Raw genomic sequence first — 25,880 nt, 5'->3', positions numbered from 1 at the left:
TCCATGGAATACCGTCGCCTCGGTGCTACCGGCCTGAAGCTGTCGGCGCTGTCGTATGGCGCCTGGGTCACGTTCGGCCGCCAGGTGGGCCGTTCGGACGCGCGCGAACTCATCGCGCTGGCCTATGACAACGGCATCAACTTCTTCGACAACGCGGAAACCTACAACGCAGGCGACGCCGAAACGCTGATGGGCGATGTCATCGCCGACTTGCGCCTGCCGCGCGATGCGTACTGCGTTTCCAGCAAGGTGTACTTCGGCGCGAGCACCGACCCGAAGCCCACCCAACGCGGGCTCTCGCGCAAGCACGTGTTCGACGCCTGCCACCAGGCACTGGCGCGGCTGCGCGTGGATTACCTGGACCTGTATTTCTGCCACCGCCCCGATCCGGACACGCCGGTGGCGGAAACCGTGCTGGCGATGGATACGCTGGTGCGCCAGGGCAAGGTGCTTTACTGGGGCACCAGCGAATGGCCGGCCGACCTGATCGAGGAAGCGCATCGCGTGGCGCGCGAGCATCATCTCGTCGCCCCGTCCATGGAGCAGCCGCAGTACAACCTGCTGCACCGCGAGCGTTTCGAGCGCGAGTACGCGCCGCTGTACCGCGAGCACGGCATGGGCACGACCATCTGGTCGCCGCTGGCCTCCGGCCTGCTCACCGGCAAGTACAACGATGGCGTGCCCGATGATTCGCGCCTTGGCCATCCCGACTACGCGTGGTTGCGCGATGCGTTGCTGGAGAACGACGGCGCACGCCTGAAGACGGTGCGTGCGCTGGCGCCGATTGCTGCGGACCTTGGCATCCCGCTGGCGCGTCTTTCGCTGGCGTGGTGCCTGAAGAACCCGCATGTATCGACGGTGATCCTCGGCGCGAGCAAGCAAGGGCAGCTGGCGGAGAACCTGAAGGCGCTGGATGCGCTGCCGTTGCTTGACGACGACGTGATGCAGCGGATCGCTTCCGTGGTGTAATCGAAGAGGTCGCTGCTACCGGCGACACCCGTCCACCACGGAGCCACGGAATGCACCCGGATAAACATCTACGTCGTTTCGCCGCCCTCGTCGCATGGATCGGCGCGGCCGCGAGCGCGCATGCCGCGGTCGCCGCGAACGCCACGCTCGCAGCCATCGAGGCGGCCGACCAGGCCGACCGTGCCGCGGGTTCGAACGCCATCGACTGGGCTGTCGTGGGTAAGCGCGACGCGTCGCGTCGCGCGCAGGTGATGCGGCTGCTGCAGGCGGGCCACGTGCGCACGGCGGACGATTACCTCAATGCGGCGGTGGTCTTCCAGCACGGGGAGGACGTGGCGGATACCCGCCTGGCGCTCGCGCTGGCGACCACGGCGTCGCGGATCGATCCTGCCAACAAGGACGCCGGTGTCCTGGCGGCGCAGGCGTGGGATCGGATCCTGGTCAAGAGCGGCAGGCCGCAGTGGTACGGGACGCAGTTCGCGCGCGACAAGGCGACGGGGCGATGGGCGATCAGCCCTGTCGAGGCTGGCGTCGTGAGCGAGCCGCAGCGCGAGGCGATGGGGTTGCCGACCCTGGCGCAGACGCAGGCGCACCTGGATGCGATGAACGCCCGCAAATAACCTGCGTGGTCGCCTCGTCGGCGGGCATTACACGTCGCCGTAGAGTGCCTGCAGCATGGCGATGGCGGCGAGGCCGGCGGTTTCGGTGCGCAGGATGCGTGGGCCGAGCTTGAGGCCGGTGAAGCGGGCGGCGGCGAGTGCGGCGCGGTCGCGCTCGCCGAAGCCGCCTTCGGGGCCGATCGCCACGATCGCGGGGCCGGCGAGGGCGAGGTCGGCGGGGCGGGTATCGCCTTCGGGGAGCAGCGCCAGGCGTACCGGGCCGGCGTCGTCGAGGGAGGCGAGCCATGCGCCCAGCGCGACCGCAGGCGCGACAACGGGCACCTTCGCCCGGCCGGACTGTTCGCAGGCGCTGGCGGCGACGGCGCGCCAGTGCAGCAGGCGTTTTTCAGCACGGGCGGCGTCGAGTTTCACTTCCGATCGCTCGGTGATGATCGGCACGATCCGGGCGATGCCCAGCTCGGTGGCTTTCTGCACGATCAGGTCCATCTTCTCGCCGCGGGCGACGCCCTGGGCGAGGGTGAGCTCCAGCGGAGATTCGTTGTCGAGCACGCGCGCTTCGCCGACCAGGGCGACCACTTCGCGCTTGCCGACCGCGGACAGCGTGGCATCGAATTCGACCGCCACGTTTCCGGCAAACAGCACCACCGGATCGCCCGCCTGCATGCGCAGGACGCGCGCGACGTGTTCGCCGGCCTGGCTGGGCAGGATGATCTCCTGGCCGGGGGCCAGGGGCTGGTCGACGTGGATGCGGATGCTGCGCATGCTGGGGCCTGTGTCACGGAACATCCATTGTACCGGCCCACGCGGGCGGCTATCGTCTTGCCGTATCCGACGGAGCCCGTGCATGCCGATCGCCTGGTACTTCGACTTCGTGTCGCCCTTCTGCTGGTTGCAATGGCCAGCCATCCGCGACCTGGCGGCGACGCGCCAGGTGGTGCTCCGGCCGATCCTGTTCGGCGCGCTGCTCAAGCAGATGAACCACCTGGGCCCCGCTGAAATCCCGTGCAAGCGCGAGTTCACCTATCGATCGGCGCTGTGGCGCGCGCGCCAGGCGGGCATGCCGCTGCGGTTCCCACCCAGCCATCCGTTCAATCCATTGCCGGCGTTGCGCCTGTGCGTCGCGGCGGGCACCACCGTGGAAGTGGTCGGGGCGATCTTCGAGTGGATCTGGGCGCACGGCCGCGCCGCCGACACGGCCGAAGCGCTCGCGCCGCTGGCCGCCTCGTTCGGCATCGCCGACCTGCGCGAGGCGCTGTCGGCGCCCCGGGTAAAAGCGGCGCTGCAGGCCAACTTCGAGCTGGCCATGGAAGAAAGGCTGTTCGGCGTGCCCACGCTCGCGATCAATGGCGAGCTGTTCTGGGGCGCCGATGCACACGACTTCGCGATGGCCTACCTCGACGATCCCGCCCTGTTCGACGACGGCGAGATGGCCCGCCTGGGTCACCTGCCGATCGGGCTGTCGCGGATCTAGGCGACGGCCTTCGCGATTCCCGCGATCGCCGTGTCGACCATGAAGTCGATTTCGTCCTCGCGAATCACGTACGGCGGCATGAAGTACACGATGTTACCGAGCGGCCGCAGCAGCGCGCCGTTTTCCAGCCCATGGCGATAGACCCGCAGCCCGCGCCGGTCCTGGGCGGGGAAGGGCGTGCGCGTGGCCTTGTCGGCCACCAGTTCAATCGCCGCGATCATGCCGGTCTGGCGCACGTCAGCCACATGCGGATGATCGCGCAGCGGCGCGATGCGCCGGGCCAGGTGCGCGGCCAGTTCGCGGTTGCGTTCGAGGACCGGGTCGTCGCGGAAGATCTTCAGCGTGGCCGTCGCGGCGCGGCAGGCCAGCGGGTTACCGGTGTAGCTGTGCGAATGCAGGAAGGCCTTGCCGGCGCTGTACTCCGCGTAAAACGCCTGGAACACATCCTGCGTGGTCACCACGGCGGACAGCGCCATGAAGCCGCCGGTGAGGCCTTTCGACAGGCACATGAAGTCCGGCGACACGCCGGCCTGCTCACAGGCGAACAGCGTGCCGGTGCGGCCGAAGCCCACGGCGATTTCATCGGCGATGAAGTGCACGTTGAACTCATCGCACAGCGCGCGCAGGCGGGTGAGGTACGAGGGGTGGTACATGCGCATGCCACCGGCGCACTGCACCAGCGGCTCGACGATCACAGCGCAGGTTTCGTGCGCATGGCGTTCCAGCAGCGCGCGCATCTCGCCCAGCCGGCGCGTCGCGATCTCCACCGGGGTTTCGCCCGGCTCGCCTTCGTACGTATCGGGCGAGGGCGCCAGTTCCGGGGTCAGCAGCAACGGGGCGTACGTCTTGCGGTACAGCGCCACGTCGCTCACCGAGAGCGCGCCCAGGGTTTCGCCGTGATAGCTGCCGGTGAGGGCGATGAAACGGGTCTTCTCACCGTGGCCGCGGTTCAGCCAGTAGTGGAAGCTCATCTTCAGCGCCACCTCGATCGCCGCCGAACCGTTGTCGGCAAGGAACACGCGCTCCAGCCCCGGCGGGGTGATCCGCACCAGCTCCTCGGCCAGTTCCACCGCGGGTTCGTGGGTGAAGCCGGCGAAGATCACGTGCTCCAGGCGGTCCAGCTGGTCTTTCAGCGCGCCGGCGATGCGCGGCTCGGCGTGGCCGAACAGGTTGGTCCACCACGAGCTCACCGCATCCAGATAGCGGCGGCCATCGGCGCCCACCAGCCACGCCCCTTCGCCGCGGACGACAGGTACCATGGGCAGGGTTTCGTGGTCGTGCATCTGGGTGCACGGGTGCCAGAGAACGGAGAGGTCGCGGGCTACAAGGGCGTCAGTCATCCGCCCATGATCGCCCCGACGCCCCCCGTCCTCAAGTTTCATGCAGAGGTGATGGATTGAAGTGGTTTCGCCGGATCGGCCTTCTCGTCCTGCTGCTGGTGCTCGCCGCCGGCGTTTTCTACTGGTTCCTGCCCGCCAGCGTGGCGGTGCCCTTCGTGACGCAGCGGGCCCGCGGCCTGGTCCTGGATGATCTCTCCGGCACCGTCTGGAACGGGCGTGCCGGCCGGGTCAGCACTCGCGATGGCCTGGACCTGGGCGCCGTCAGCTGGCAGCTCGGTCGCGACGTGATCCTTGGCCGCACCCACCTGGATATCCACCTGGATGGCCATGCCGGCCGTTTCGACGGGCATATGGAGCGCACCCAGGCCGACCGCGTTCAGTGGCGCGACGTGGCCTTCCGCCTCGACGCCGCGGCCCTTACCGGCCCGGGCGTGCCCCGTGAGCTGGTGCCGGTCGGCGTGGTGGAAGGCACGATTCCCCACGCGGACCTGCAAGGCAACTGGCCGCTCGCGCTGGATGCCGAGGTCACCTGGCGCGCGGCGGCGGTGAAGACGCCCGAAGGCCACGTCACCCTCGGCGGACTGGACCTCAAGGCCCACTCGGACGGTGGCGTGCTCCGCGCCACGCTGGCCGACGACGGCGACGGCTCGCTGGCCGTGGACGCACGCGTGGCGGGCTCGCCGCTGGGCTGGCGCCTGGATGGCGCGCTGGTGCCGCGGATCCGCGACACGGCCCTTACCCACCTGATCGCCCGTTTCGGCCCCGTGCGGCCCGACGGTTCTGTTTCGCTCGCCCGCAAGGTCGGGCTCGCACCGGCAGCCGCGCCATGACCGATACGCTCGACAAAGCCCTTTCCGCCGCCCGCGATGCCGCGGGTGCCGCGGCGGACATCATCCAGCACTACTGGCGTGCCGGTGTCGACGTGATCACCAAGGGCGATGACACCCCGGTGACCATCGCCGACCGCGAAAGCGAGCTGGCCATCCGCGAGATCCTGGCGCGCGCGCTGCCCGAAGCCGGCATCTACGGCGAGGAATACGGCGCCGACGACACCACGCGCGAATGGCTGTGGCTGGTCGATCCGCTCGACGGCACCAAGAGCTTCGTACGCCGCACGCCGTTCTTTTCCACGCAGATTGCGCTGATGCACCACGGCGAGCTGGTCCTCGGCGTGTCGTCCGCGCCGGTGTATGGCGAGCGGATGTGGGCCGTGAAAGGCCGCGGCGCGTATCTCGATGGCGAGCGCGTGCACGTGGCCGACACCGCCACGCTGGCCCAGGCGTCCATCTCCACCGGTAACGTGAAGACGCTCACCGCGGATGCCCGCTGGAACGTGCTGGGCGAACTGATCCGCGAAAGCAACCGCATCCGCGGCTATGGCGACTTCTGCCATTACCACCTGCTGGCGCGCGGCGGGCTGGACCTGGTGATCGAATCCGATGTCAGCATCCTCGACATCGCCGCGCTGGCCGTGATCGTGCGCGAGGCGGGCGGTGTCTTCACCCAGCTGGATGGCGGCGCGCTGAGCTTGGAGACCCGTAGCGTGCTGGCCGGGACGCCCGGCTTGCATGCCACGGCGCTTGCCCGGCTCCACGGCGCTACAATGGCGTGATGAACAAGCGCCCGACCATCCTCGCTACGCGCGACGCGCCCGACAGCCACCTCCGCAAGGCGGAACAGGTGGACCTGGAGTTCTCCAATGGTGAACGACGCACCTACGAGCGCCTGAAGGGCAGCGGCTTCGGCGCGGTACTCATCGTTGCCATGCGCGATCCGGAGACGGTGTTGCTGGTGCGCGAATACGGCGTCGGCGTGGATCGCTACGAACTCGGCGTGCCGAAAGGCCGCCTGGACCGCGACGAAACCACCGAGCAGGGCGCGGACCGCGAGCTCAAGGAAGAGGTGGGTTTCGGGGCGCGCAAACTGAAGATCCTCGGCACGCTCTCGCTCTCGCCGTCGTACATGACCCACCTGGCCCATGTCGTGCTCGCGGAAGACCTCTACCCCGAGCGCCTGCAGGGCGACGAACCGGAAGAACTCGAAGTGGTGCCCTGGCGCATGGACAAGCTGCACGAGCTGCTCGCCCGTGACGACGTGACGGAAGGACGCTCCATCGCCGCCCTGTTCATGGCCCGCGAGTACCTCGCCGGCCGCTACAAGCCCGCGTGAGCACGCTCCGGCCCGAGGCTTGCCTGGACGAGGTCTGCGCGATCGCGCGCGAGGCGGCCGACGCCATCCTCGCGATCTACGCGCAGGATTTCGAAGTCATCCAGAAGGCCGATTGCTCGCCGGTGACCACCGCCGACCTCGCCGCGCAGGCGGTGATCGCGCACCGGCTGCAGGACATCGCACCCGGCATCCCGGTGATCTCCGAAGAAGCGCTGGCCGCGCCCTGGGCGGAGCGCCGGACGTGGCGCCGCTACTGGCTGGTGGATCCGCTGGACGGCACGCGCGAGTTCATCAAGCGCAACGGCGAGTTCACGGTCAACATCGCCCTCATCGAAAACCATCGCAGCGTGCTCGGCGTGGTGCTGGCGCCGGTCTCCGGCGACCTCTACGCCGCCGTGCACGGGCAGGGCGCCTGGCGCCAGCAGACGCCCGGCAGCCCGCGCGAAACCATCCGCACGCGCGCTGCCGAAGGCGTGCTGCGCGTCACCGGCAGCCGCTCGCACACGGGCATCCGCCCAGCCACCCTGCTGGAGCGCCTGGGCGAACACGAGACGTTTGCGCTCGGCTCGTCGCTGAAGTTCTGTGTCATCGCGCGCGGTGATGCGGACGTCTACCTGCGCCTGGGCGCCACGTCCGAATGGGACACGGCCGCCGCGCAGTGCGTGCTGGAGGAGGCCGGCGGCGCCGTGCTCGACCTGGCCGGCCGCCCGTTCCGATACAACACGCGCGATTCGCTGATCAATCCCGAATTCATTGCCTGCGGCGACCCCAGCGTGGACTGGTCCTCCCGCCTCCTCGACCCGGACAACTGACGCATGGCCCGACCCATCGACGACCTCATCGCGATCATGGCGCGCCTGCGCGATCCGGAGAACGGTTGCCCCTGGGACGTGAAGCAGACCTTCGCCACGATCGCGCCCTACACGATCGAAGAGGCGTACGAGGTGGCCGATGCGATCGACCGCAGCGACATGCACGACCTGCGCGATGAACTGGGCGACCTGCTGCTGCAGGTGGTGTTCCATGCACGCATGGCGGAAGAAGCCGGCGAGTTTGGTTTTGGTGATGTGGTGGAAGCGATCTGCGACAAGATGCGGCGCCGGCATCCCCACGTGTTCGCCGACGTCACGCACGCCAGCGACGCGGCCCGTTCACGCGACTGGGACCGGCTCAAGGCCGAAGAGCGCAAGGCGAAAGGCGGCGACGACGCCAGCGCCCTGGCGGGCATCTCGCGTGGCCTGCCCGAATGGCAGCGCGCGGTGAAACTGCAGAAGCGCGCGGCGAACACCGGTTTCGACTGGCCGGATTACAAGCCCGTGCTGGAAAAGCTCGCCGAGGAACTCGACGAAGTCCGCCATGAGTTCGAGCAGGGTGCCGACGACGAACGGCTGGCGGATGAAATCGGCGACCTGCTGTTCGTCGCCGCCAACCTTGCACGCCATGCGAAGGTGGATGTGTCGCGTGCACTACGGGGCGCGAACCAGAAATTCGAACGGCGTTTCCGCGGCATGGAAGCGCTGGCGGAAAGCGAAGGGCGGACGTTGTCGGCGTATTCGCTTGAGGAGCAGGAGCAGCTCTGGATCCGCGTCAAGCGCACGGAGCCAAAACCGTAGGAGCCCACCCTGTGGGCGACAGCTTTCGCGGGGAAGGAACAGGGCCTGCGGCTCTTTCGCGAAAGATGTCGCGCACAGGGTGCGCTCCTACATTTACCTTATTGCGCGCCTGCGCTACGCGCCTGCATGCGCTGCTTGAACGCCTCCATCTCCTGGTGACGCTTCTGGTCGTTGGCCAGGCTTTCGTCGAGGCTCTTCTTCATCGTGGCGATGGCGGCGTCGACATTGGTCGGGGCCATCTGGGCGCGGGCCAGGTGACGGTAGGCGTAGTCACGCACCATCGGGTTCTGCGACTTGGCCAGCACGTCGTTGTACAGCGCCGGCAGTTCCTTCGCGCGGCCGCTCATGATGTAGAGACGCTCGAGACCACGCAGGTCACCGATGACGCCGCCCATCTCGCGGCCGTGGCCGTGGCCCCACTGGCCGTGTTCACCGCCGCGGCCGCCCGGGCCACCATGGCCCCACTTCGGGCCACCGTCGCGCTGCGGGCCCTGCTGGGCTGACTTGGCCGCGGGGGCGGCCGGGGCCTTGGGGGCGGCATCCTGCGCGTAAGCGAAGGCGGCCGAACCGGCAAGGATGAGGGAGGCGGCGCTGACGAGCAGGGTCTTGCGTGACATGGGTGGTTCTCCGGGTTGGGCTTGCAGGGGGAAAAACGCCGCTGGCCGTTCGCGGTTGACGACCCTGTTGCCGCATAGTCAGTTTCGTGTGAAAACACGAATGCAACCTTCCGCGCCCGGGAGGCATCCATAGCCGGTGTACAGGACTACCAACGGAGGGCACTACCCATGCGTCACCTGATTTTTGCCGCGCTGCTGCTCGCGCCGGCGGCCGCGATGGCCGATGAACCGCAGTGCAAGTTCCACGCGGACCGCAACCTGGACCTCGATCTGTCCGGCGTGCATAGCGTGCGCTTCGTCACGAATTCCCACGACCTGACGGTCGACGGCGCGGCCGGCGGCAAGCCCGGCGTCCATGGCCGTGCCTGCGCGTCCAGCCAGGAAGCGGCGGACAACCTGGTGGTGGAACAGTCGAAGCAGGGCGACACCCTGGTCGTCGAGCTGAAGAACAAGAACGAAGGCAACTGGCACTTCGGCATGGGTAGCAACTACTCGTACCTGAAGGTCTCGGCCAGCGTGCCGGGCAACCTGCCGATCACCGTCAACGTCGGTTCGGGCGACGCGCACGTTCGCAACGTGGCCTCGCTGGACAGCGCCGTGGGTTCGGGTGATCTCGACGTGGACGGCGTGAAGGGCAACGTCAGCAGCACGGTCGGCTCGGGCGATCTCAAGATCCGTCGCAGCGGTTCGGTGAAGATCGACAGCGTCGGCTCCGGCGACCTCGAAGCCAGCGACATCACCGGTGGCGTCCATATCGGCACCGTCGGCTCGGGCGATGCGAAGCTGAAGGACATCACCGGCGACGTCGAGGTGGGCACCATTGGTTCGGGCGATCTCGACGTGGACGGCGTGAAGGGCAATCTCACCGTGCGCACGCTGGGCAGCGGCGACATCGACAAGAAGGGCGTCACCGGCAAGCTCGACCTGCCGAGCAAGGCGGACTAAGCGACGGTTCGACCACATAGGGACCGGATATCATCCGATCGACTGCTGGCTGGATTCGATCGGATGACCTGGTTGCCTGAGTCGCTGCGCCACCTGCGCCGCGATGTGTTTTTCCTTGTGCTCCTTGGCGTGGCCATCGTTTTCGCGGTGGCCATGCCTTCGCGCGTGGCGAGCTGGCCCGCGCTGGTCGACTGGCCGACGATCGCCGCGCTGACCGGCCTGCTCATCCTCACCAAGGCGGTAGAGCAGAGCGGCGCGCTGGCGCATGCCGGCCAATGGCTGATCGACCACACCGCGACGCGACGGCTTGCCGCGCTGGGCCTGGTGGCCGCGACGGCGCTGCTGTCGATGCTGCTGACCAACGATGTCTCGCTGTTCGTCATGGTGCCGCTGACATTGAGCATGTGCCGTATCGCGCGCATGCCGGCCACCCGGCTGGTGGTGTTCGAAGCGCTGGCGGTGAACGCTGGCTCGATGCTCACGCCCATCGGCAATCCGCAGAACCTGTTCCTCTGGCAGCAGTGGGGCGTCAGTTTCGGCGGCTTCGTGTGGGCGATGTTGCCGGTCGTCGCCATCGCGCTGGCGTTGCTGCTGGCGCTCACGGCCTGCGCCTTTCCGTCAACGCCGCTGCAGGTGCATGAAAAGGCCGAGGGTGGCCTCGACAAGCGCCTGCTGGTCATCGCCGCGGTGCTCTACGTGCCGTTCCTGTTCCTGGCCGATGCGCATCACGTGGCGTGGGGCCTGGCCGGTGTCGTGCTGGTGTTCGCGTTTGTACGCCGGACGATCCTGGCGGCGATCGACTGGGGCCTGCTGCTCACCTTCGTGCTGATGTTCATCGACCTGCGCATGCTGGCTGGCCTGGACATCGTGAGGGGCTGGCTGGGCGCGCTGGACCTGCATCAGCCGCTGCACCTGTTCGCCACCGGCGCACTGGCATCGCAGGTGGTGAGCAACGTGCCGGCGGCGATCCTGCTGGCGGAGTACTCGCACGACTGGCGCACGCTGGCGTGGGGCGTCAACGTGGGTGGGTTCGGTTTCATCCTGGGCTCACTGGCCAATCTCATCGCGCTCAGGCTGCTGGGCGAGAAGAAAGCCTGGGGTACCTTCCACCTGTGGTCGGTACCCTTCTTCCTGGTGATGGGCTTCGTTACCTGGCTGCTGCTGTAGATCAGCCCTTGCGGATGCCTTTCTCGCCGGTGTTGCTGTTGCCCTTGTCGTACGCGCGGATGAAGTCACGCACGTCCGGGTAGACCACGTCGCGCCAGCGGCGGCCGCTGAAGATGCCGTAGTGGCCCGCGCCTTCGATGGTGATGTGCTTCTTGCGCTTCTTCGCGATACCTTTGCACAGGCCATGCGCGGCTTCGGTCTGGCCGAGGCCGGAGATATCGTCGAGCTCGCCTTCGATGGTGAGCAGGGCGGTGTCCTTGATCTTCGCCGGCTGCACGCGCTCGCCGTGGACGTCCCACGTGCCCTTCGGCAGGCGGTGCTCCTGGAACACGGTTTCGATCGTATCCAGGTAGTACTCGGCCGGCATGTCGAGCACGGCGTTGTATTCGTCGTAGAACTTGCGATGCTGCTCGGCGTCGTCGAGGTCGCCCTTGCGCAGGTTCTCGTAGAAATCCCAGTGCGACATGACGTGGCGGCTGGGGTTCATGGCGAGGAAGCCCGCGTGCTGCAGGAAACCGGGGTACACGTCGCGGCCGGCGCCGGGGTACTGGTACGGCACCTTATGGATCAGCTGGTTGCGGAACCACGACAGCGGACGCGTGGTGGCCAGGTTATCCACGCTGGTGGGGCTCTTGCGCGTGTCGATCGGGCCGCCCATCAGCGTGAGGGTGGTCGGCGTGGCTTCGCCGCGCGCCGCCATCAGCGACACGGCGGCAAGCACCGGCACGGTCGGCTGGCACACGGAGACCACGTGCGCGCGATGCACGCCCACGTGGCGGATGAAGTCTTCGATGTAGGAGACGTAGTCGGCCAGCGAGAACGAGCCGGCGTCCAGCGGCACCATGCGCGCATCCACCCAGTCGGTGATGTACACCTTGTGGTCGCGCAGCAGCGTGCGCACGGTATCGCGCAGCAGCGTGCTGTGGTGGCCGGAGAGCGGGGCGACGACCAGCACCGCTGGGTCGTGCTTCATCGTGTCGACGGTGGCCGGGTCGTCCGAGAAGCGCTTGAAGCGCTTCAGCGTGCAGAACGGCTTGCTCATCGCCACCTGTTCGACGATGGCCACGTCATGCCCGTGGGCATGGACGGTATGGATATCGAATTCGGGCTTTTCGTACGCCTTGCCGAGCCGGTACATGAGCTCGTAGCCGGCAGCGGCGCGATCGGCCCCGGGCATCCGGGCAAACGGGCTGGCCATGTCGCCAAACATCTTGGCGCCAGCTTCAGCCCAGTAAGACAACGGGCTGAGCATGGAGCGCTGCCATTCGTGCATCAAATAGAGCATGCCGCTTCAATCCGGGGACGGGGAGGGTGGCGCATCATAACCAGTTGCGCCGCGCCATGTGTAAAGCCCCTGTTTTTGCTCGATTTAAGTCCCGGCCTTGCGGCAGACCAGCAGGACTTCGTCCACCCCGGGGGCCGGATCGAAGCCGGGTTTGAAGTCCAGCGGCTTCTGGAAGCGCATGCCCAGCGGCATGAATACCCGGTTGTACCACCACATGGCGCGGGTGCGCTGGTGGGTGAGGAACCACTGGCCCAGGTCCAGCAGCTTCGAGGATTTGGGCTGCATGCCGTAGACGGCGCTGCGTTCGATGGTGAAACCGTGCCGGGCTAGCAGGGCGCGGATGGTCTCCGGCTCATAGCGGCGGTAATGGCCGACGAAGTCATCGAAGGCCGTCCACGCTTCCGGATGCAGCGGCACGGACAGCAGCAGGCTGGCGCCCGGGGCGGCCACGCGGGTCAGCTCGCCCAGCGCGCCCTCGTCATCCACCACGTGCTCGAGGATGTCGAACGCGCAGACGAAATCAAAGCTCGCGTCCTGGAACGGCAGGGCGCCGATCATGGCATTGGCCACGCGGGCCCCGTGGCGGCGCAGCTCGGCCAGGGCCGGGCGCGATAGGTCGACGAACTGCGTGTCCGTCAGCGGCAGCCGCGGGCGCAGGCCCGGGGCCACTTCCAGCCGGCGGGTGGTGCGTGCCGCCAGCTCGGCCACCAGCGGCCAGGTGTTGAAGCGTTCGGGCGGGCACAGGTGGGCGTCAGCCCACAGCGCGTCGTAAAAGCGCTTGTTGCCGGCGATCAGGTCGGCGTCGGTTCGCGTGGCGGGCTGGCCCGAGGTGAACGATGCAGTGGACATGCGGTACCTCGGGGACGGGGACGGGGTGTGGCTTAGCGCAGGCGGGCCAGTTCGCGCAGCAGGGGTAGCCTGCGCACGCGCACCGCGGTGGCCCGGAACACGGCGTTGGCAAGCGCCGGCGCCGCGGACGGCACGCCGATGACGCTGGCACCCGTCGGTTCCACCGTGGAGGGCACGATCACCGTCTCCACCTCATAGGGCATCGGCTGGGTGGCCGCTACCGGGTAATCCTTGAAGCCCACCTGCTGCACCTTACCGTCCTTCACCGTGATGGCCAGGTTGAGGGCGGTGGAAAGCGCATCGAGGGTGGCGCCCTCGAGCTGGGCGGCAAGGCCCAGCGGGTTGATCGCGCGGCCCACGTCCGCCACGCAGACCACGCGCTTGATGTCGATGCCGTCGGCGGTGGGCGCCACCTCGATGGCATGCGCTACATAAGCGCCAAACACGTAGGCACAGGCGATGCCGAGGCCGTTCTCGCTGCGCAGCCAGCGGCTCCAGTCGAGTTTGTCAGCCGCCAGCTTGAGCACGTTGGCCAGCCGCGCCGTGTCGATCGGGCCACCGCGGCCGTTGTACGGCAGCTGGCGGGCGTCGCCGAGCAGCTTGAGGCGGAAATCCAGCGGATTGGCCTTCACCGAGTGGGCGAGTTCGTCGATGAAGCTTTCGCTGGCGAAGGTCGGCGTCACGTGCGGCGAGCCGCGCCATTCACCGCGCGCGAGCAGGGAATCCAGCGGGTAGTAGTCGCTGCGAAAGTTTGGCACCAGGCCCGCCGGCAAGGCATCGGCGACGAGCTCGGACTGCCACAGGCGATCTTGTGGTGTCGCCCGGCCGACGAGGGCCGAGGGGCTGGCCATGCGCTGGTGCCAGCCGACGATGGCCTGCTTGCGGTCCAGCGAGGCGTTGAGGCGATGCACGGCCAGCGGACGGTAAAAGTCGCGGGCCAGGTCGTCGTCGCGGGTCCACAGCACGCGCACGGAGCGGTTCTGGATTTCCTGCGGCTTCTTCGCCATCGCCACGGCGACGGCCTCGGCGATGTAATCCTGCTCCAGGCGGCGACCAAAGCCGCCACCGCCGCGAGGCACCCGAATGTCGATCTGGTCGGGGCGGAATCCCGTCATCCGCTGCACCACGGTGTACGCCTGGCGCGGCGACTGCGAGGCCGCGATGACGGTGATGCGGGTGTCCGGATCCAGCCGGACCAGGCAGTTCGGCGTTTCCGCGGTGGCGTGCGCCATCCACGGCTGTACGTAGGTGGCTTCCAGCGCGCGTGCCGCCTTCTTGCGCGCGGTGGCGATGTCGCCATCGTTGCGCACGGTGGTCGGCGTCGCGGTGTCGTCGTCAAAGAGCGCGAAGGCTTTCTTTTCGAGGTCGCCGTTGTTCGGTTCCGTCGTGGCGCCGGGCTTCCACGTGGCCTTGAGGGCTTCACGGCCTTTCAGGGCGGCCCAGGTATCGGCGGCGATGACGGCGAGCGCGGGCGCCTGCACGGCCATGCCCGCGGCCTGGCCCGTCTCGGGGGTGATATCGACGACGGCGAAGACGCCCTGGACCTTGCTGGCCGCATCGCGGTCGGCGGTGTCCAGCGTGCCGCCCGGATACGGGCAGCGGGCCAGCACGGCCACGACGGGTTCGCCGATCATTTCGTCCGCCGCGTAGCGCAGCGTGCCGGTGACGACCGCGCGTGCGTCGACATCGCCCGCGGGCTGGCCGATCAGCTGGTAGCGCTCGGCCGCCTTCACGGGCGGCGCGCTGGTGGGCGCGTCGATGCTGGCGGCGGCCGTGGCGAGGTCGCCGTAAGGGATGCGGCGGCCATCGGCGGCAATGGCCATGCCGCTTTCGCCGCGCAACTGTTCGGCCGGCACGCCAAGGCGGCGCGCCGCGGCCTGCAGCAGCAGCCAGCGGGCGAGGGCGCCCGCCTGGCGCAGGTCGGCCCACGCGGCGGGAATGCTGGTGGCGTCGCCGCTGCGCTGGCGGCCGTAGATGAATTTCGGTTCGCCGTTGCCGGCTTCGACACCCAGGCCGAGGTTCTCCACCACGACGGTGGCCCAGTCGGCGTCCATTTCCTCGGCGATGATCCGCGCCAGCGACGTGGCGGTACCTTCGCCGTTATCCGGATCGCGCACGCCAATGAAGATGCGGCCGTCCTGCGCCACGCGCAGGTAGGGGCCCACCTGGGACCATGCGTCGCCGAGCAGGCTCAGCGGGACCGGGCGCTCGGCGGCTTCGGCGCTGCCGATGCCAACCATCAGCGCACCCGCCGCGCCCACGGCGTAGGTCAGGAAGCGACGGCGGGAGAGACGGATCTCGCCACTCATGCCTTTTTGTCCTTCATGGTGCCCGCGGCGCGCTTGATCGCCTTGCGGATGCGGCCGTAGCTGCCGCAGCGGCAGAGGTTGCCGATCTTGTCGATGTCGGCATCGGAGGGATTCTTCTGGCGGTTGAGCAGGTCCACCGCGGCCATGATCTGGCCGGGCTGGCAGAAGCCGCACATGATCGCGTCTTCGTCGACCCAGGCCTGCTGCACGGGGTGCAGGGTGCCGTCCTTGTCGGCGAGGCCCTCGACGGTGGTGACGCGCTTGCCCGACATCCCTTCCATCTTCGTCTGGCAGCTGGCGACGGCCTTGCCGTCGACGATGACCGTGCAAAAACCGCAGTCGCCCTGGTCGCACCCGTATTTGGCGCCGGTGAGGCGGAGCACGTCGCGCAGGTACCACAACAACGGCATCGCCGTGTCGCCGGTGTGGCGGAAGCGCTCATTGTTGACGATCAGGTCGATGCCTTCGCGTACGGGCTTGGGCGGGACGTCAGTGGCGCCCTGCTTGGTGGGAACGGGTACGGGAGACGTCGGGCCTTGCTGTGCCATCTGCTTTCCTCAGCTTAACCGGGCCATTGTGGCATCCGGGCCCTCGTTCAGCGAGCCACTTTACTGAACAGGCGTTGCCAGACGGCGTAGACGGGCAGGCCCGCGACCACCACGGCGCAGACCACGCCCGCGCTCAGCGGCTTGGAGAGCGTGTAGGCGATGACCACGCCGATCACCGTGGCCATGAACAGCAGCGGCAGCAGCGGATAGGCCGGGGTGACGAAGCTGGGCCGCTCCTTCACGTGGCGGCGATACCAGAACAAGGTGGCGATGGTGACCGCATAGGCGGCCCAGTCACCGAACGCAGCGAAATCGAGCAGCTGGCCGTAATTGGCCAGCAGCACCAGCACGATGGCCCAGCCCGAGAGCGCCGCCAGCGCGATGTTGGGCGTGCGGTGGCGCGGATGCAGGCGGGCCACGCTGGCGAAGAAAAGCCCGTCCTCGCCCATGACCTGCAGCACGCGGGCACCGGCCACCAGGGTGATATTGCAGAAGCCCAGCGTCGAAATGGCGATGCCGATGGCGATGATCTTCGCGCCCGCGGCGCCGAACACGCGGCTCATCACATCCGCCGCCGGGGCCTGGCTGGCGGCCAGGCCGTCGTGGCCGAGCACCGCCAGGTAGGCGTAGTTGGTGAGCACGTACGCGGCGATGACGATCAGCATGCCGAGCACGAGCGCGCGGGGCAGGGTGCGTTGCGGGTCGCGCACTTCACCGGCCAGGTTGTTGAGGTAGCTGAAGCCGGAGAAGGCGAACAGCACCGGGAGCAGGGCGCCGGCCAGGTCGCCCGTGACGGCGCTGGGGCTGGGCGCCATGGCTGCCGACGTACCGGCGCCGGCGAACGCCAGCCCCGTCACCACCAGCACGGCGATGGCCGCCAGTTTCAGGATCGCGAACACGTTCTGCACCTGCGCACCCAGGCGGATGCCGAACAGGTTGATGCCGGTGACGAAGACCAGCGCGCCCACGGCCAGCGGCTTCACCAGGTCGGGCGGCAGGCCGAACACCGAGGTGGCGTAGCTGCCGAAGATGGTGGCCACCGCGGCGCTGCTGCCGCTGTAGATCACCAGCAGCATCGTCCAGCCGAAGAGGAAGCCGGCGAGCTTGCCGAAGGCCTCGCGCAGGTACACGTAGCTGCCGCCGGCCTGGGGGCGGCGGGCGCCGAGTTCGGCGTAGCACAGGCAGCCGACCAGGGTGAGCAGGCCACCCGCCACCCACAGGGCCAGCAGCATCCAGCCGGAACTCGTGCGCTGGGCGGCGATGCCCGGATTCAGGAAGATGCCGCCGCCGATGATGCCGCCCACCACGATAAGTGCGGCGTCCATGAGATTGATGCGGCGGGCGTATCCGGGATTGTCCATGGGTGGCTCAGGCGACGGGAGGGTTGCAGCGTTGCCTTTTTTCCGTTGCGGCGCAACACTCCGGGGGATTTCCCCACCAACCGCATAAAGAGAACCGTGAGCGAAAACGCAATCGCGCCGTTGCCCGTCAACGCGCCCTGGATCGTCATGAAGTTCGGCGGTACGTCGGTAGCTACCGCCGCCCGCTGGCAAAACATCCTTGAGCTGGCCGCCAGCCGCCGCGCCGAAGGCGCACGCGTGCTGATCGTGGTCTCGGCCCTGTCCGGTATCACCGACGGCCTGAAACAGCTTTGCACGCACACGGAACCCAAACGCCGCTCGGATGCGGCCTCCGCACTGGCCGATCGCCACCACGCCCTCCTCGGTGAGATGTCGCTCTCCTTGCCGGAAACCCTTGGCGAGCGCCTGGCCGACCTGGCCCGCCTGGCCGAGACCGGCGCGGCCGACCTCGGCGAGCTGGCCTGGCAGGCGGCCGTGCAGGCGCACGGCGAGCTGATGTCGAGCGCGCTGGGCGCGGCCTTCCTCAGCGCGAACGGCCTGCCGACGCGCTGGCTGGATGCGCGCGAGTGCCTGCACGCGGTGGCGTTGCCCAACCAGAACGAGCGGACCCGCCTGCTGTCGGCCATGGTCGAGCCGCACCCGGATCCCGCGTTGTCGGCCACCCTGGCCGAGCGCGGCGAGGTGTTCATCACCCAGGGCTTCATCGCCCGCGACGACGCCGGCCGCACGGTGCTGCTTGGCCGTGGTGGTTCGGACACGTCCGCGGCGTACTTCGGTGCGTTGCTCGCGGCATCGCGCGTGGAAATCTGGACGGACGTGGCCGGCATGTTCACGGCCAACCCGCGCCAGGTGGCCGGTGCCCGCCTGCTGCAGCGCCTGGACTACGAAGAAGCCCAGGAAATTGCCTCCACCGGCGCCAAGGTGCTGCACCCGCGCTGCCTCTCGCCGCTGCGCGAGCCGCGTGTGCCGCTGCTGGTGAAGGACACCAACCGTCCGGAACTGGAAGGTACGGTGATCGGCCCCGAAGTGCGCGAACACGCGCCGAGCATCAAGGCGATCAGCGCACGCAAGGGCATCACCCTGGTGTCGATGGAATCGGTGGGCATGTGGCAGCAGGTCGGCTTCCTTGCCGACGTGTTCGACGCGTTCAAGCGCCACGGCCTGTCGGTGGACCTGATCGGCTCGGCGGAAACCAACGTGACGGTGTCGCTCGACCCGACCGAAAACCTGCTCGATTCCGACGCGATCGCCGCACTCGCCGCCGACCTGGCACGCGTGTGCCGGGTCAAGGTCATCGCGCCGTGCGCGGCCATTACCCTGGTCGGCCGCGGCATGCGTTCGATGCTGCACAAACTCTCTGCCGTGCTGGCGGAATTTGGCCAGCTGCGCGTGCACCTCATCTCGCAGTCGTCGAACAACCTCAACCTCACCTTCGTGGTGGACGAGGACGTGGTCGACGAGATGCTGCCGCGCCTGCATGAACTGCTGATCGGCGCCGGTGCGTTGCGCACCGACGACAGCATGGTGTTCGGCCCGGCGTGGCAGACGCTCTACGGCAGCGGTGAAGTCGCGTTGCCGGCGAATGCCTGGTGGCACGCGGAGCGCTCGCGCCTGCTGCAGCTGGCGGAAGAGCGCACGCCGCGTTACGCCTACCACCTGCCGACCGTCCGCGCGCAGGCGCGCAAGGTGAAGGCGCTGCGTGCCGTGGATCGCGCGCATTACGCGGTGAAGGCCAACACCCATCCCGGCATCCTCAAGGTGCTCGCGGAAGAAGGCTTCGCGTTTGAATGCGTGTCGCCCGGCGAGCTCGAAGCCGTTTCGGCGGCGGTGCCCGAGAGCGCGCCGCTGCTGTTCACGCCCAACTTCGCCGCACGCCGCGATTTCGAGGCGGCGCTGAAAACCCGCGCCACCATCACCATCGACGCGCTGCATCCGATCGAGCACTGGGGCGACCTGTTCCGTGGCCGCGACATCGTGCTGCGCGTGGACCTGGGCCGCGGCCTGGGCCACCACCAGAAGGTGAAGACCGGCGGCACCGGCAGCAAGTTCGGCGTGCCGATCGAGCAGGTGGACCGTTTCCTGCGCCTGGCCGACGATGCCGGCGCGCGGGTCATCGGCCTGCATGCCCATCTGGGCTCGGGCATCCTCGATGCGGCGCACTGGGGCGAGGTCTACTCGCAGCTCGCGGCGCTGGCCGAGCGCATCGGCACCATCACCGTCCTGAACATCGGTGGCGGCCTCGGCGTGCCCTCGCACCCGGGCGAAACCGAACTGGACATGCTGGCGCTTGATCGCGTGCTGATGGCCGTGCGCCAGGCCTACCCGCAGTTCCAGGTATGGGTGGAGCCGGGCCGCTTCCTGGTGGCCGATGCGGGCGTGTTGCTGGCCAAGGTCACCCAGGAAAAGGAAAAGGGCAGCCAGGTGCGCTACCTGGGCCTCGATACCGGCATGAACAGCCTGATCCGCCCCGCGCTTTACGATGCGTGGCACGAGATCGCCAACCTGTCGCGCTTTGGCGAGGCGGCCACCACGATGTACCAGGTGGTGGGCCCGATCTGCGAGTCAGGCGATATCCTTGGATCCGACCGTCGGCTGCCCGAATCGTTTGAGGATGACGTGATACTTATTGCACAGGGAGGCGCCTACGGCGCCGTGATGGCGTCGCGCTACAACCTGCGCGACGCAGCCGACGAGGTGCTTTTGCCGTGACCACCGTGCTCGCCGATCCACGCGAAAGCCAGCGCTTTCGTTTCGTTCGCCACGCCTACGCCGATGGCGTTGCCGAGCTGGCGTACGCGTTCGACGACGGCCCGGAACTGGTGGAACGGATCACCTTCCCCGGTGCGCCGGCGATTCCGGCCGGGCGCGAGGCCGCCTTCGCGGCTGCCCTGCGCCTGCTCCACCTGGTCGCGGGTGTCAGCTACTACAAGGCCGGTATTCCGCCGTCCATCGTGGTGGAAGGCGCACCGCTGGACGAGGAGGGCGCGTCGATGTTCGACGCGCTCTACCTGCACGGGCTGGCCGAGTTCGCCTACCGCAACAAGCTGGACCTGCGCAGCCGCATCCGCTTCCCGCACAACGGCGCGGCACCGGGCAAGGCGCCGGCCATCGGCCTGCCGAAGCGCTCGCTGCTGCCGATCGGTGGCGGCAAGGATTCGGTGGTGGCGGTGGAGGCGGTGAAGTCCATCGGCGCCGACGCCACGGCGGTGTGGGTGGGTAATTCGCCGCTGATCGCCGAGTGCGCCGCGCGCACCGGCCTGTCCACGCTGAACATCTCGCGCGAGCTGGCGCCGGGCCTGTTCGAACTGAATCGCCTGGGTGCGTGGAACGGGCACATCCCGGTCACCGCCATCAACTCGGCCATCCTCGTCGTGGCCTCGGTGCTTTACGGCTACGACTCCATCGTGTTTGCCAACGAGCGGTCCGCGTCGGTGGCCACGCTGGAATACGAAGGCCAGGAAGTGAACCATCAGTGGAGCAAGGGCTTCGGTTTTGAGAAGACCTTCCACGATTACGTGCACTCGCACGTCGCCGCCGACCTTGATTACTGCTCGCTGCTGCGCCCGTGGTCCGAGCTGGCTGTGACCAGTGCGTTCGCGCGGCTGGGCGGCGAGTACTTCGGTGTGTTTTCCAGCTGCAACCGCAACTTCCGCATCCTCGGCCCCAAGCCGGCGGACCGCTGGTGCGGCCAGTGCCCGAAGTGCCACTTTGTCTTCCTCGCGCTGGCGCCGTTCATGGCCAAGCCGCGCCTGGTGCAGATCTTCGGCCGCAATCTTCTCGATGACGAAGAGCTGGCCAGTGCGTTCGACGCACTGCTCGAGTTCCACGATCACAAGCCCTTCGAATGCGTCGGCGAAGGTGCCGAGGCGCGTGCGGCCATGTACGCGCTGTCGGGCAAGCCGGATTGGCAGGAAGACGCCCTGGTGGCGCGCTTCCGCCGCGAGATCCTTCCCCAGCTGGATGTGTCCGAACTGGCCCTCGAGCCCTGGCTGAAGCCGGGCGCGTCGCACCTGGTGCCGTCGCGCCTGCTCGGAGCGCTGGATGCTCTGGGCTGATCTTGCCGGCAAGCGCGTCGCGGTCTGGGGTTTTGGCCGCGAAGGCCGCGCTGCGCTCGATGCGCTGGCGCTGAGGCTGCCGGGGCAGGGCGTCGATGTGTACCTCGGCGCGGACGAGGCGGAGTCAGCGCGCGCGGCGTATCCGCATGCCGTCGTCCATGCCGTCGCCCCCGATGCCGTCGCCTTGTCGTCCTACGACATCGTCATCAAGTCGCCTGGTATTTCGGCCTACAAGCCTGAACTGCTCGGCGCGCAGGCCGCAGGTACGCGCTTCACCTCGGGCACGGCATTGTGGTTCGGTGGCCATGCCGGTACGCGTTCGGTCGCCGTGACCGGCACCAAGGGCAAGAGCACGACGTCGGCGCTGATCGCGCACCTCGCCCGTTCGCTGGGCGTGCGCACCGCGCTGGCCGGCAATATCGGCTTGCCGTTGCTTGAACTCGACGACGGTGAAGCGGATCTGTGGGTGATCGAGCTGTCGAGCTTCCAGACCAGCGAGGCGCTCGGCGTCGACCTCGGTGTCGTCACCAGCCTGTATGAAGAACACCTCGACTGGCATGGCTCGCGCGAGCGCTATGTCGACGACAAGCTGAAACTGCTCGCCGCTTCCGCGCGCGTGTTGGTCAACGCGATGCAGCCGGCGCTGCTGGCGCGCGCGGCCGACCATCCGGGCCTGAATACGTTTGATGACGCGGCGGGCTGGCACGTGGCCGATGGCTGGATTCGTCGTGGCCCGGTCGATGTACTGGCCGTGGATCGTGTCAGCGCGCCGGGGCTGCATAACGCGATCAACGCGTGCGCCGCGCTGGCGGCGCTGGAATTGATGGGGCTTGATGCGCTGGCTGCCGCGCCGGCGCTGTCCACGTTCGTGCCGCTGCCGCATCGCCTGCAGCCGCTGGGCGAGCGGGGAGGCCTGCGCTGGATCAACGACTCCATCAGCACCACGCCGCTGGCGAGCCTCGCCGCGCTGGAGAGCGTGCATGACGCGCATGTCGCGCTGATCGTCGGCGGCCATGACCGCGGGCTGGACTGGACGGTGTTCGTCGAGGCCATGCGCGTGCAGGCGCCCGACGCCATCCTCTGCCAGGGCAGGAATGGCCCGCGCATCGCCGATGCACTGGAAGCCGCAGGCGTCGCCAACGTATTCCGCGCCACCGACCTTGCCGCCGCGGTGGGCGTCGCGCGGAATGCGCTGCAGGGCCAGGGCACCGTGGTGCTCTCACCCGGCGCACCCAGCTTCGATCAGTTCAAGGATTACGCAGAACGCGGCAAGCGCTTCGCCGAACTCGCAGGCTTCGAACCCCGAGCCGCCACCATCCAGGGCCTAGGCATTTTGTAGGAGCCCACCCTGTGGGCGACATCTTTCGCCCCACGCCCGCCTAATCGTGCGTAGCGTTAAGCAACGTCCCCACCACCGCCGCCAGCGCCGCATACAACTCCTTCGGCACATCCTCGCGCAGGCGAACCGCCGCCAGCAGCGTGGCGATCTGCGGATCCAGCTGCGGCGCAAGGCCGAGGGCCTGCGCGCGCTCGAGCAAGGCTTTCACACCGTCGGCGTCGATGCGCTGGGTGTTGCCGTTGCTGCTGGGCGTGGCCAGTCGCAGCGTCACGCTGCGCCGGGGATTCGGAAGGGACTGGGTCATGCGCGTGCTTCGAGAAGGACCGAGCTGTAAGCGCTGGTCGGTACCGGCAAGCCATGCATGCAGGCGAAGTGGTCGAGCTGCAGGTTGCTCTTCTCGAGCACGCGGCGCAGCGTATTGAATTCGTTTTCCAGGCGCCCGACGGTTTCGGCGTACTGCGCCCACAGGCGCACCGAGACACGCATGCCACGCAGTTGCACTTCGCCCTGCACGGCGCCCAGCGTCGGCGGATCGATGGCAAAGCCCACGGTCCACATGCCTTCCGGTTCGCCCGGACCGGGCTTGCCTTCCTCGATGCGCAGTTGGAGCACGTCGTAGCCACGCACGCCGGTCAGCGGAATCTCGACCATCCACAGGCCAGCCTGCGGCTGCGATTCCAGCTGGCCGATTTCAACGCGGGCCACGGCGGCGCGCACATCGGTGCGCAGATGCGATACCAGGCCGTCCGCGTCGGCCTCTTCGGCGAGCAGTTCCTCGGCGCGCGGCTGCGCCACGAGGGCACGCTGGGCGAGCGGGGGCGGGGTGTCGGTAAACGGACGCGACGGGGCCTGGATCATGGCCTGGCGCGTCTGCGGAATGTCGGTGAGGGCGCGGCGCAGGTTCAACAGCGCCGCCTTGAAGTCGTCGGTGGCCGGCGTCTCGTGGTGCGGCTCGGCCAGCTGCGCTTCGAGGAACGCGCCACTCTTGGCGATCGCCTGCTTCATGCCGTCCGGCGTGCTCACGTCTTCCGGCTTGCTGATCGATGCTTCCAGCGTGGCCAGGGCCGTACGCAGCGGCTCGGGCAACACCCGGGCCACCGGCCGGCGGGCCAGCGCGGAAAGCACGCTCAAAAGCTGCGAGTAGCCGTTCTGCTGGGGCAGGCGCTCGCGCAGGCCCTGCATGGCGACTTGTTCGGTCTGGTTGCCCAGCATCACTTCCAGCTGGGGCTGCGGCCCCTGGGTCATCACCCGCACCTGGAACTGCTGGGGCAGGGAGGTGCCCGTGGCGTCCGCTTCCACCGGCATGCCGCCGATATCGAGGAGGATCTTCCCCGTGTCCATCTGGCCCAGCAGGCGGGCAGACAGCAACTGCCCCACCGCCCAGGTCTGGGTGGCAGCGGCCGTTACCGTGGTACCCGCGGCCGCACCGGCCCAAAGCTGGGCGGCGAGGCTGGTCGGCTGGATGATCAAGGGCAGGTCCTCCGGGGGCCTGGGCGGCACCCTGCATTGGGTGCGCTCCTGTGATCGTAAGAATCGGCTGACACGGGAAAAGCTTTAGGTGAGGGCCCCTCGGCCAGACGGGTTAGAATGGTTGGATGAGTAACCTCCCTTTCGAACTCCTCGCCACCGATGGCGCGGCGCGGCGCGGGCGCCTGCGCTTCGGCCGTGGCACCGTGGAAACCCCGGCCTTCATGCCGGTGGGCACCTATGGCTCGGTCAAGGCCATGACCCCGCGCGATGTCCTGGACACCGGCGCCGAGATCATCCTTGGCAACACTTTCCATCTCTTCCTGCGTCCCGGCCTGGATATCGTCGGCAAGTTCGGCGGCCTGCATAAGTTCATTGGCTGGAACAAGCCGATCCTTACCGATTCCGGTGGCTTCCAGGTCTTTTCGCTGGCACATAAGCGCAAGATCACCGAAGAAGGCGTCACGTTTGCCTCGCCGGTGGATGGTTCGAAGGTGTTCCTGTCGCCCGAGGTCTCCATGGAGATCCAGACGGTGCTGGATTCGGACGTGGCCATGATCTTCGACGAGTGCACGCCGTATCCGGCCACGGAGAAGGTGGCCTCGGACTCGATGGAGCTCAGCCTGCGCTGGGCCGAGCGTTCGCGCCGGGCGTTCAACGACCTGAAGAACCCGAACAACCTGTTCGGCATCGTCCAGGGCAGCACGTTCGAGAACCTGCGTCGCCGTTCCGTCGAGCAGCTGGTCGATATCGGCTTCGATGGCTACGCCGTGGGTGGCCTGGCCGTCGGCGAGCCCGAGGCCGAGCGCAACCACACGCTGGACTTCACCCTCCCGCTGCTGCCGAAGGACCGCCCGCGCTACCTCATGGGCGTCGGCCGGCCGGAAGACATCGTGGAGGCCGTGCGCCGTGGCATCGACATGTTCGATTGCGTGATGCCGACACGTAACGCGCGCAATGGCTTCCTGTTCACCGACGAAGGCACCTTGCGGATCCGCAATGCGAAGTTCGCCACCGACACCCGGGTGATCGAGGAAGGCTGCGACTGCTACGCCTGCGCCAACGGCTTCAGCCGCGCGTATCTACGCCATCTCGACCGCTGCAATGAAATCCTCGGCAGTCAGCTGGCCACGATGCACAACCTGCGTCACTATCAGCGGCTGATGAGCGGCCTCCGTGGCGCCATCGAGGCCGGCACCCTCGACGATTTCGTGGCAGCGTTCTATGCCGCACGCCGCAAGGCGGAAGTCGACGGGCAGTAAGGCCTTGCAGGGCGCCCACGGCGCCCCCAAAGCCTTGGACGGGTGCGGTACACCGCCGCCGGGGGGCGTGGCATAATCCACGATCTTTTTACGTGAACGGTCGCTTTTCCTAGACCGTTCCATGACTTGCGAGAAATCTGATGAGCCCTGTGACTTACGCCGCCATTGCCCAGGCCGCCCCGGCTGCCGCCCCGCAGGGCGCGTTTGGCCTTTCCCCGCTGATCATGATGGCCGTGCTGTTCGGCATCTTCTATTTCATGATGATCCGCCCGCAGATGAAGCGTCAGAAGGAGCACCGCGCCCTCCTGTCCGCCCTGGCCAAGGGCGACGAGGTGGTGATGAACGGTGGTCTCGCCGGCCGCATCGAGGAAGTGGGCGACGCCTTCGTCAAGGTGGAAATCGCACCGGGCGTGGTCGTCCAGATGCAGAAGGGTGCCGTCACCCAGGTGCTGCCGAAGGGCAGCCTCAAGAAGAACTGAGTTTTGTCTCAGACG

Annotated in this window: 25 protein-coding genes; 15 read left to right on the top strand and 10 right to left on the bottom strand. The window is 67.9% G+C overall.

What is annotated here, in order from left to right; all coding sequences use genetic code 11:
• Nucleotides 1-3 precede the first annotated feature (3 nt).
• Nucleotides 4-969, top strand: a complete 966-nt coding sequence (locus FIV34_RS16665) for a potassium channel beta subunit family protein (RefSeq protein WP_139984648.1) — start codon at nucleotides 4-6, stop codon at nucleotides 967-969.
• A gap of 50 nt (nucleotides 970-1,019) precedes the next feature.
• Nucleotides 1,020-1,589 (top strand): hypothetical protein, encoded by a 570-nt coding sequence (locus FIV34_RS16660; protein ID WP_139984647.1) that lies wholly within the window; start codon nucleotides 1,020-1,022, stop codon nucleotides 1,587-1,589.
• Nucleotides 1,590-1,616: 27 nt separating this feature from the next.
• On the opposite strand, the gene FIV34_RS16655 is transcribed toward FIV34_RS16660, so the two are convergent.
• The gene (locus FIV34_RS16655; protein WP_139984646.1) at nucleotides 1,617-2,351 is read right to left on the bottom strand and encodes a 16S rRNA (uracil(1498)-N(3))-methyltransferase; all 735 of its coding nucleotides are present in this window, start codon (nucleotides 2,349-2,351) and stop codon (nucleotides 1,617-1,619) included.
• A gap of 82 nt (nucleotides 2,352-2,433) precedes the next feature.
• On the opposite strand from FIV34_RS16655, the gene FIV34_RS16650 reads away from it, so the two are divergent.
• Complete coding sequence (locus FIV34_RS16650; protein ID WP_139984645.1) at nucleotides 2,434-3,060, top strand: 2-hydroxychromene-2-carboxylate isomerase; 627 nt, start codon at nucleotides 2,434-2,436, stop codon at nucleotides 3,058-3,060.
• On the opposite strand, the gene FIV34_RS16645 is transcribed toward FIV34_RS16650, so the two are convergent.
• Entirely contained in the window at nucleotides 3,057-4,400 is a 1,344-nt protein-coding gene (locus FIV34_RS16645; RefSeq protein WP_139984644.1) for an adenosylmethionine--8-amino-7-oxononanoate transaminase, read from the bottom strand. The genes FIV34_RS16650 and FIV34_RS16645 overlap by 4 nt on opposite strands.
• Nucleotides 4,401-4,456: 56 nt before the next feature.
• Here FIV34_RS16645 and gspN point away from each other — a divergent pair, with 56 nt between their 5' ends.
• The 5 genes from gspN to mazG are packed head-to-tail and all read left to right on the top strand — an operon-like array spanning nucleotide 4,457 to nucleotide 8,182.
• Entirely contained in the window at nucleotides 4,457-5,230 is a 774-nt protein-coding gene (gene gspN, locus FIV34_RS16640) for a type II secretion system protein N (protein WP_139984643.1), read from the top strand.
• A complete protein-coding gene (locus FIV34_RS16635; protein WP_139984642.1) occupies nucleotides 5,227-6,012 on the top strand; it encodes an inositol monophosphatase family protein in 786 nt (261 codons plus the stop codon). The genes gspN and FIV34_RS16635 overlap by 4 nt, the downstream gene beginning before the upstream one ends.
• Complete coding sequence (gene nudE, locus FIV34_RS16630; protein ID WP_139984641.1) at nucleotides 6,012-6,569, top strand: ADP compounds hydrolase NudE; 558 nt, start codon at nucleotides 6,012-6,014, stop codon at nucleotides 6,567-6,569. Before FIV34_RS16635 ends, nudE begins: the two co-directional genes overlap by 1 nt.
• On the top strand, nucleotides 6,566-7,381 hold the full coding sequence (gene cysQ / locus FIV34_RS16625; protein WP_139984640.1) for a 3'(2'),5'-bisphosphate nucleotidase CysQ: 816 nt from the start codon (nucleotides 6,566-6,568) through the stop codon (nucleotides 7,379-7,381). The genes nudE and cysQ overlap by 4 nt, the downstream gene beginning before the upstream one ends.
• Nucleotides 7,382-7,384: 3 nt before the next feature.
• A complete protein-coding gene (gene mazG, locus FIV34_RS16620; protein ID WP_139984639.1) occupies nucleotides 7,385-8,182 on the top strand; it encodes a nucleoside triphosphate pyrophosphohydrolase in 798 nt (265 codons plus the stop codon).
• 98 nt (nucleotides 8,183-8,280) lie between these two features.
• Here the strand turns inward: mazG and FIV34_RS16615 are convergent, their stop codons facing one another.
• Nucleotides 8,281-8,799 (bottom strand): hypothetical protein, encoded by a 519-nt coding sequence (locus FIV34_RS16615; RefSeq protein WP_139984638.1) that lies wholly within the window; start codon nucleotides 8,797-8,799, stop codon nucleotides 8,281-8,283.
• A gap of 168 nt (nucleotides 8,800-8,967) precedes the next feature.
• Here FIV34_RS16615 and FIV34_RS16610 point away from each other — a divergent pair, with 168 nt between their 5' ends.
• The gene (locus tag FIV34_RS16610; protein WP_139984637.1) at nucleotides 8,968-9,744 is read left to right on the top strand and encodes a DUF4097 family beta strand repeat-containing protein; all 777 of its coding nucleotides are present in this window, start codon (nucleotides 8,968-8,970) and stop codon (nucleotides 9,742-9,744) included.
• Between the two features lie 63 nt (nucleotides 9,745-9,807).
• Nucleotides 9,808-10,911 carry an SLC13 family permease gene (locus FIV34_RS16605; RefSeq protein ID WP_139984636.1) on the top strand — a complete coding sequence of 368 codons (1,104 nt, stop codon included), beginning with the start codon at nucleotides 9,808-9,810 and terminating at the stop codon, nucleotides 10,909-10,911.
• Between the two features lies 1 nt (nucleotide 10,912).
• Here the strand turns inward: FIV34_RS16605 and FIV34_RS16600 are convergent, their stop codons facing one another.
• From FIV34_RS16600 to FIV34_RS16580, 5 genes are all read right to left on the bottom strand, one after another.
• A complete protein-coding gene (locus FIV34_RS16600) occupies nucleotides 10,913-12,196 on the bottom strand; it encodes a polyhydroxyalkanoate depolymerase (protein ID WP_139984635.1) in 1,284 nt (427 codons plus the stop codon).
• An 84-nt stretch (nucleotides 12,197-12,280) separates the two neighbouring features.
• Nucleotides 12,281-13,045 (bottom strand): class I SAM-dependent methyltransferase, encoded by a 765-nt coding sequence (locus tag FIV34_RS16595; RefSeq protein ID WP_139984634.1) that lies wholly within the window; start codon nucleotides 13,043-13,045, stop codon nucleotides 12,281-12,283.
• A gap of 32 nt (nucleotides 13,046-13,077) precedes the next feature.
• Nucleotides 13,078-15,354: a xanthine dehydrogenase family protein molybdopterin-binding subunit gene (locus FIV34_RS16590; protein ID WP_139984633.1), complete on the bottom strand. Its 2,277-nt coding sequence runs from the start codon at nucleotides 15,352-15,354 to the stop codon at nucleotides 13,078-13,080.
• Nucleotides 15,351-15,902 (bottom strand): (2Fe-2S)-binding protein, encoded by a 552-nt coding sequence (locus tag FIV34_RS16585; protein WP_139984632.1) that lies wholly within the window; start codon nucleotides 15,900-15,902, stop codon nucleotides 15,351-15,353. The genes FIV34_RS16590 and FIV34_RS16585 overlap by 4 nt, the downstream gene beginning before the upstream one ends.
• A 47-nt stretch (nucleotides 15,903-15,949) precedes the next feature.
• Nucleotides 15,950-17,263, bottom strand: coding sequence for an APC family permease (locus FIV34_RS16580; protein WP_139984631.1), 1,314 nt, complete (start codon nucleotides 17,261-17,263; stop codon nucleotides 15,950-15,952).
• A gap of 147 nt (nucleotides 17,264-17,410) precedes the next feature.
• Here FIV34_RS16580 and FIV34_RS16575 point away from each other — a divergent pair, with 147 nt between their 5' ends.
• Genes FIV34_RS16575 through murD form a run of 3 tightly spaced genes read left to right on the top strand, consistent with a single transcriptional unit; the run spans nucleotide 17,411 to nucleotide 22,657 of the window.
• Nucleotides 17,411-19,972, top strand: coding sequence for a bifunctional aspartate kinase/diaminopimelate decarboxylase (locus FIV34_RS16575; protein WP_139986034.1), 2,562 nt, complete (start codon nucleotides 17,411-17,413; stop codon nucleotides 19,970-19,972).
• Between the two features lie 5 nt (nucleotides 19,973-19,977).
• Entirely contained in the window at nucleotides 19,978-21,318 is a 1,341-nt protein-coding gene (gene murL / locus FIV34_RS16570; RefSeq protein ID WP_139986031.1) for a UDP-N-acetyl-alpha-D-muramoyl-L-alanyl-L-glutamate epimerase, read from the top strand.
• Nucleotides 21,305-22,657: a UDP-N-acetylmuramoyl-L-alanine--D-glutamate ligase gene (gene murD, locus FIV34_RS16565; RefSeq protein WP_139984630.1), complete on the top strand. Its 1,353-nt coding sequence runs from the start codon at nucleotides 21,305-21,307 to the stop codon at nucleotides 22,655-22,657. Before murL ends, murD begins: the two co-directional genes overlap by 14 nt.
• A 40-nt stretch (nucleotides 22,658-22,697) precedes the next feature.
• On the opposite strand, the gene FIV34_RS16560 is transcribed toward murD, so the two are convergent.
• Together FIV34_RS16560 and fliK are read right to left on the bottom strand one after the other, a co-directional pair.
• The gene (locus tag FIV34_RS16560; RefSeq protein WP_139984629.1) at nucleotides 22,698-22,961 is read right to left on the bottom strand and encodes a flagellar biosynthesis protein; all 264 of its coding nucleotides are present in this window, start codon (nucleotides 22,959-22,961) and stop codon (nucleotides 22,698-22,700) included.
• Nucleotides 22,958-24,127 (bottom strand): flagellar hook-length control protein FliK, encoded by a 1,170-nt coding sequence (fliK, locus tag FIV34_RS16555; RefSeq protein ID WP_139984628.1) that lies wholly within the window; start codon nucleotides 24,125-24,127, stop codon nucleotides 22,958-22,960. Before fliK ends, FIV34_RS16560 begins: the two co-directional genes overlap by 4 nt.
• Nucleotides 24,128-24,252: 125 nt before the next feature.
• On the opposite strand from fliK, the gene tgt reads away from it, so the two are divergent.
• Both tgt and yajC read left to right on the top strand, forming a co-directional pair.
• Nucleotides 24,253-25,386, top strand: coding sequence for a tRNA guanosine(34) transglycosylase Tgt (tgt, locus tag FIV34_RS16550; RefSeq protein WP_139984627.1), 1,134 nt, complete (start codon nucleotides 24,253-24,255; stop codon nucleotides 25,384-25,386).
• A 140-nt stretch (nucleotides 25,387-25,526) separates the two neighbouring features.
• A complete protein-coding gene (gene yajC / locus FIV34_RS16545) occupies nucleotides 25,527-25,865 on the top strand; it encodes a preprotein translocase subunit YajC (protein ID WP_139984626.1) in 339 nt (112 codons plus the stop codon).
• The last annotated feature ends 15 nt before the right edge of the window (nucleotides 25,866-25,880 follow it).

It is taken from the genome of Luteibacter pinisoli (assembly GCF_006385595.1).
Taxonomy (GTDB): domain Bacteria; phylum Pseudomonadota; class Gammaproteobacteria; order Xanthomonadales; family Rhodanobacteraceae; genus Luteibacter; species Luteibacter pinisoli.
Note: the sequence above shows the minus strand (reverse complement) of the source record. Positions and strands in the feature narration are given on the sequence as shown.